This is a genomic window from Halobellus captivus, assembly GCF_003697845.1.
Lineage (GTDB): Archaea > Halobacteriota > Halobacteria > Halobacteriales > Haloferacaceae > Halorubrum > Halorubrum glutamatedens.
Genome location: NZ_RDQE01000023.1, coordinates 21011 through 27285, shown reverse-complemented (window position 1 = coordinate 27285; position 6275 = coordinate 21011). Strand labels below are relative to the sequence as shown.

The window sequence follows — 6275 nt, the reverse complement described above, 5'->3', positions numbered from 1 at the left end:
ATCGCGAGCTACTCCCCCACCCCCCTGTGTCCGCATAATTGACAGTGCATTCTGCGTCAATACGGCGGAAACATGGTGTCCCTCTCACCCCCCCCCTGTGTCCGCATAATTGACACTGTATACACCGTCAATACGGCGGAAACATGGTGTCCCAGTTAGGCCGAAAAACAGCGAACACTGCGGAGTGCATTGTTAAGTAAAATACCGAAATCGTGGGATAGATCCGTCTTTGTTACCCGAAAACAGCGGCTTTCGTGGTGGCACCTATTGCGTAACCGCGTACAGAAAGATGTCGAACGAGAAAACTGTTCGCGACGATGTCTACTCTCCGACTGCCTCCTCAACAATCTCGATTTCTTCCTCAGTCAACCCGTATAGCTCGTAGACGATCTCGTCGATAAGCTGGTCCGTCTGCTCGATCTTGGCGTCAAGCTCCTCGGCGCGCTCCTTCGTCTTTAGGTAGTTCTCCAGATCGTCGGCCACGTCGTCGACGTCGGGCAGTTCGATCTCCTTCAGCCGGTCGATGAGTGAATTCGTCTTCGTCGCCGTCTCGCGGAAATTCGCAAAGCCGCCCGCCTCGTCGACGGCGACCGGGACGAAGTGCTCGATCAGGTCAGCCTCCCGTTCGGTGAGGTCCGTGATCCGGAACGCCGGCAGGTACTCGGTCTCCGTGTAGCCCCACTGGTCCGTCTCGTGTGCGTCCTCGTCGTCGGGCTTGTAGCGAGCGGTGGCCGCTATGAGGACCGTGTTGGGGGACCCGCGATCGACGCGAGCAGTGCCGACTCGGAGATTCGGGTGCTGTTCAGTGGTTTCTCGGAGGGTTGATTCAGCGGTATTTTCTGGTGGTTGAGTGAATCCAATTTCTGCCAGTGAAGGGCCGGAATCATATGTTCCAAGATGGTCTCGGAGAGAGAGATTCAGTGATTTATGCTTTCTATGAAACTCAATCATTTGATCCGCCAACCACGGCAGAATCTCCCCGGCATGAGCTTGGAGCTTCGCGAGATCAAATTCACCAGCAATTGATCCAGACGAAAGATAAGCTGAGTATTTCTGTTCGAACTGACTTTGATCAAACTCTTGTTCCGAGGCCTCGGGCGGAAGTGGGATAGAGAATGGATTGAGATAGTCTGTCTTGAATGTGAAGTAACCGCCTCGAAGTGCGTATCCGGTGTTCTTGAGGAAGTACCAGAGTACTTCTGTATTGATAATGGAGAGGAGATACTTTTCACCGACCTGAGTCTCGTCTGTTTTTACCCCGTATACCTTCGTTTTGTGGTAAAGACCTTCTGAGTCATATGTGAAATTGGTCCCATAGCTGATCTCGGGGGTTACTATTTTCTCTTCTTCAAATTCGGTTAGGTTCTTTGGGTAGACATAATCGTACCACCCCTCACGGTCCATTTTACCGCTCTCTCTGGCTCTGATCGCCTCTTCGTGTTCTGTGAGGTATTCATAGAGATTGGGATACGAATTCTGGAGTTGCTCTTCCTCGACGAACTCAGCACGTACTTCGTCTCCATCCTCGTGGAGTCGATACGGGAATATAACGAGATATTTCGGATCGAGTGGATCGTATCGGTGAACGTCTTGACCCTTTAGCAAAGGTTTCAGCAACTCCGATTCCAGCTTCCACTCCTTCCCGTCTTCTTGGCTGCGGACCTTGACATATTCGCCTTCTATGTCCTCTGTTTTTTCTAAGAGGTAGATTGAATCTCCGCTAGTGACCAACCCCTGATAAATTCGGTCTGTGACTTCCTTTAGACTCGGTCCAGCGTCATCGATTTTTTTGAGAATTTTCTCAGTCTTGGCATCCCGAAAGATCCATGGCTCCGGGTCGTAATCTGCCTCGATCGAACGATACGATAGATCTGACCCTGTCGCGAGTTTCTCTGGGGAGATCTCCGCGTAGTCGAATTCATCTCGGCTTTTCTTTCCAAGGAATAGCAAACAGGTATAGACAGAAGCTCCTTCGAAAACCTGCTTGTGTCTGAACGAGAGAATCTTGTGAATCGACTTCCTTTCAGATAGGTACTTTCTCAGGCCTTTCCCGAAGTCACTCTGGAAGAATTTGTGTGGCTCAATGTATCCTAAGATCCCACGCTTCGAGAGCAGTTGCTCTCCCTTCTCAGTGAAATTAGCGTAGATGTCGAAATTCCCGGTTGCAGACTCGTATACCGTGGTAAAGTACGAAGCTTGCAGTGGAGTGTGATTCCGAAGTGACTGAATGCGGATATACGGCGGGTTACCTACAACTGCGTCGAATCCTGCCTTGTCCATCTTCTCTCCCTCCGAATCGAAGAATACCTCAGGGAACTCCAACTCCCAGTGGAAGAAGTTGTGCTCATCAGCGGTCGCCTGCGCCGCCGTGAACCAGTCCTCTCCACGAATCTCGGCCCAATCAGCTTCGTCCTCGATCGCGCCCGCCATCTGCTCATACGATCCCTCGGGCACGTCGCATCCGAACTCCTCGGCGGTGTGGACGTTCGCCAACTCGAACAGCCGCGTGTACAGCGGATCGTCGCGGATCTCGTCGTACAGCTCCTCCATTGACTTCACATCCTCCAGCGTCTCGTTGTCGTACGCGAGCAGATCCGCCATCAACTCCATCACGTGTTCGAGCGTGTCTTGCCGGACGCGCGCAAACGCCTGCGTCAGCGTGAGCTGGCCACCATCATCGTCGTCTCCGTCCTCTGAGAGCACCTCCGTGATGTCGCTGCCGACGAGCGAGTTGCCCGTTTTCAGGTGGTGATCGAGAAACGCCAGTGGCTGGTCTGTCGCCAACGTCTCCAGCCACATCGAGAGCTTCGACAGCTCGACCGCCATCTCGTTGATATCGACGCCGTAGATGCACTCTTTTGAAATTTCTCGCCGGATGTACTGCTCGTCGTACGACTGGATCTCCTGTTCGCGAACAACCTCCATCACCTGCTCAGTGAGGTATCCGGTCGCTTTCGTGAGGAAGTGGCCCGACCCCATCGCCGGGTCGAGGATTGTGAGGTCCTTCACCTCCTGCCAGAACTCCGCGAAGTACTCTCGATCACTCGGTTCGAGCCCCTGCTCGCGGAGGTCCTCGTCGATTTCGTCGATCAGCGGGTCCACCGTCTCCTCGACGATGTAGGTGACCACGTAGTCCGGCGTGTAGTACGCCCCTGTCGCCTTACGCTCGCCTTCGTCGTTGACGACGTATAGCCCACCTTCCTCGACAATCTCGATCGCGTCTGCCGCTGTGACCTCGGAGGCCGGCTTCCACACCTGTCCGCCGTCCTCTGAGACTGCTGCGACGCCCTCCGCGTCCGCGATCCGGAACTCGTGTTCGAGCAGCCCCTCGTAGATCGAGCCAAGGTGTCGCGTGTCCAGATCGGCGTAGTCCGCCGGCACGTGCTCACCGTCGTCGTTCTCGGTCGTCGACAGCCAGTAGATGACCTCGGCGATGTACGGGTCCTTCACCTCGTAGTTGTCGAGGAACGCGTGGTCGTCGCGACTGAACAGCCCGCCATTGTACGGCGGGATGTCGAGCGACTTCTCGCCTTCGTCAATTAGCTCGAACAGCTCCGAGAGCCGTCCCCAGATGGACGATGAGAACCGGCTGTACTCCTCGGTGAACGCCTCCCCGGACTCCACGTTCATATCCTCGACGTCGTCGAGAATCTCCTCACGCTTCGATTCGAGGCTGAAGTACTCGTAGTACTCCTCGCTCGCGTCCGGGTCATCAGGGTCGATCAGGCCACGCGACTCCGCGTACAGCACGAACATCAGCCGATAGAGGAGAACCAGCGACTGCTCTTTCAGTTCGTCGCGATTGATGTCGCCGTCGTCGCCCACGTCGAGGTCGTTCGACTCGACGAATCCCTTCCCGAGCACTCGCAGTGCCCGGAATACGTTGTCCTGAAGATCTTCGCCAAGTTCCTGTGCAGCTGTCTCCGATTCGGTCCAGACGTCGTCGAGGAACGAACTCCCTGCGTGCTCGACGAACGCCTCTGGTCGGAAGAACGCGAAAAAGTACTTGAACGCCTCCAAATCCCCGCTCTCCAGAATCTCCGGCAGATCGACTTCGTAGTAGGTCTGTGTCTCGTAGTCTTTGGTCCCGTAGAGCCGCCATTTCTTCCCGTCGGTGAGTACGCCCCACTTTAGATCGCTCGGTGTCCGTTCGAGGTAGTACTTGATCTGGTGTGAAGCGTCACGGTAGGAGCGCTGCTCGGCAAATCGCTGCTCGAAGTCGGCGTCCCACTGTTTAGCTTCAAGGATCGCCGACGCCCGTGAGAACAGCCCTTCGTGGTCGCCGTCGAGGGCGCGCTTTGCCCCCTCTCGACGTACCTCATCATTCTCGAAGAGTAGTCGGTCGACGTAGCCGCCACCGTCTGGAAGCGTCACCTCAGAGCTCGTCCCATGCCCGAGAATATCGACGATCTCGGCGATCCATGTGTCGATTAACTCGTCCTCGTTGTAGGAGGGGAGGAGCCTGCCCTCCTTGTCCCAGAGGTCACGAATTTGTTCGAAGGCTGCCTCGGCTTCGGCGTCGCAGTCCCACGCGTCCAGATCCGAAACGCGCTCGTCGAGATAGTAGCCCGAAAAGAGACTAGAGTTCCGGTAGGGACCACTCCCGAGCGTCGCTTGGCTCATGTAATATCAGATCTACACGTCAGCGCGATTAAATAGATGGCGGAGCGATTACCAATACTGGCTCATCGTGACGGAGAGCGAAGATGGTGGAGTTCAGATCGTTCACGACTCAGTCTACCCGAAGTATCCATTCTAGAGACCACTCGATACGAATGGACGAAACGCCCGCCTGCAAGCCCCTCTCGGAGATCGACGAGTCGGAGGAGCCGACGCTCCGAGAGCTACAGCAGACAGCCATCGGTAGCGTCGAGACGGTTCTCTCAGATACAGAATTCCCTATCTGAGAGGGGGATATTAGCGTTGATGAGTAACAGTTTGCTTCACCTCTATCGCTGGTCGTATTCCAGTCTGTGCCGCCATCCCATAATTTAGAAGAATAATCTCACAAGTGTCTGTTTGTTAATATTCTCACTCCAAACGAGGGGTGGGTGGGTTTCGGGACTCACACCCACCTCGGTGATACTCACCGACTCTTCGGCTGGAGTTTCTCGGTGGAATTGCGGTATTATCCCCCCTGCGAATACTCACTCCAAACTGGGGGTGGGGGGTCGGAAAGATCGACACGCATTCTCCCGATTACTCACTCCAAACGAGGGGTGGGTCCCCCCTTTTGCGATGGTTATACTCCTCTCAGTACGGGGCAGCTGATTTTGGAAATCGCGAGAAGGTAGTGGTTTACACGGACTCACCTAAACCCCCACCTGTATAAATTAATCTCGCGAAAACGAAAACATGACCGAGGACGGACCCGAAACCGTTGCCATATACGCCCGCGTCTCGACCACCGACCAAGACGCGAGCCGACAGCTCGACGAGTTGCGGACATGGGTCGACAACCAGTATCCCGACGCCGAAACCGAGGAGTACGTCGACGTAGTCTCTGGCGCAGCGACTGACCAAGCCGAGGAATACCACGCACTCCGAGAAACGATCGCTAAAGGCAGCCTCGACCTCGTCGTTGTCGACGAGATAAGCCGACTCTCCCGACTCGGCGGCGGTGAGATTCACGACTTCATACAGCACGCCCTCCAAGACGACACGTCGATCCGCGACCGGGAGGTCGGCCTCTCGATCGACGTCGGCAGCTCCGAGGTCGATCGCGCCGTGAAAGAAATGATCGCGGGGCTCCTCGGCGACCTCGCAAAAATCGAACACAAACAAAAACTCCGGCGGATACGGTCCGGGGTCGCTGCCGCCCAAGACGCGGGGAAATGGACCGGCCGGCCGCCGGCCGGGTTCGTGGTCGAGGAAGGATACCTCCGCGTTGATCCCCCGGAGTTCCTTCACGTTCGCGAGGCCATCGCCCGCGTCGAACGCGGTGATTCGTTCGCGACCGTCGCCGACGACACCGGCATCGCCGAGTCGACGCTCCGGAGCCTCCACCAAGATCGGCGCGACCTCTACCTCGCCGGCGAGGCCGAGGACGAGCGCGTCGACGACGCGCTCACCAATATCCGCCCGCTGAAGGACGCCCGGTCCGGGCGTCCTGACCTCGAAGAGCTGCGCGACCGTGTCGAGCGATTGGAGGAGGCTGCCAACTTCGGTGACCGCTAACGTTCTACCTCCACTCCTGCCTCAACCTAGATACACGCACGAGTGTGAGTTCGGCTACTCTTCATTCGATCTGAAGGAGCTGGATCTCTATCACACGG

At 56.2% G+C, this 6275-nt stretch carries 3 protein-coding genes; 2 read left to right on the top strand and 1 reads right to left on the bottom strand.

All coding sequences use genetic code 11. The features are described 5' to 3' along the window. Positions 1-321: 321 nt before the first annotated feature. Positions 322-4623: an Eco57I restriction-modification methylase domain-containing protein gene (locus EAO78_RS16940; RefSeq protein WP_122106953.1), complete on the bottom strand. Its 4302-nt coding sequence runs from the start codon at positions 4621-4623 to the stop codon at positions 322-324. Positions 4624-4775: 152 nt separating this feature from the next. Here EAO78_RS16940 and EAO78_RS18660 point away from each other — a divergent pair, with 152 nt between their 5' ends. Together EAO78_RS18660 and EAO78_RS16935 are read left to right on the top strand one after the other, a co-directional pair. Further along, on the top strand, positions 4776-4907 hold the full coding sequence (locus EAO78_RS18660; RefSeq protein WP_275263276.1) for a hypothetical protein: 132 nt from the start codon (positions 4776-4778) through the stop codon (positions 4905-4907). 448 nt (positions 4908-5355) lie between these two features. After that, on the top strand, positions 5356-6177 hold the full coding sequence (locus EAO78_RS16935; RefSeq protein ID WP_122106952.1) for a recombinase family protein: 822 nt from the start codon (positions 5356-5358) through the stop codon (positions 6175-6177). The last annotated feature ends 98 nt before the right edge of the window (positions 6178-6275 follow it).

Excerpts from the sequence above, each read along its gene's own strand:
- EAO78_RS16940 (WP_122106953.1), bottom strand. The coding sequence starts at position 4,623 with ATGAGCCAAGCGACGCTCGGGAGTGGTCCCTACCGGAACTCTAGTCTC.
- EAO78_RS18660 (WP_275263276.1), top strand. The coding sequence starts at position 4,776 with ATGGACGAAACGCCCGCCTGCAAGCCCCTCTCGGAGATCGACGAGTCG.
- EAO78_RS16935 (WP_122106952.1), top strand. The coding sequence starts at position 5,356 with ATGACCGAGGACGGACCCGAAACCGTTGCCATATACGCCCGCGTCTCG.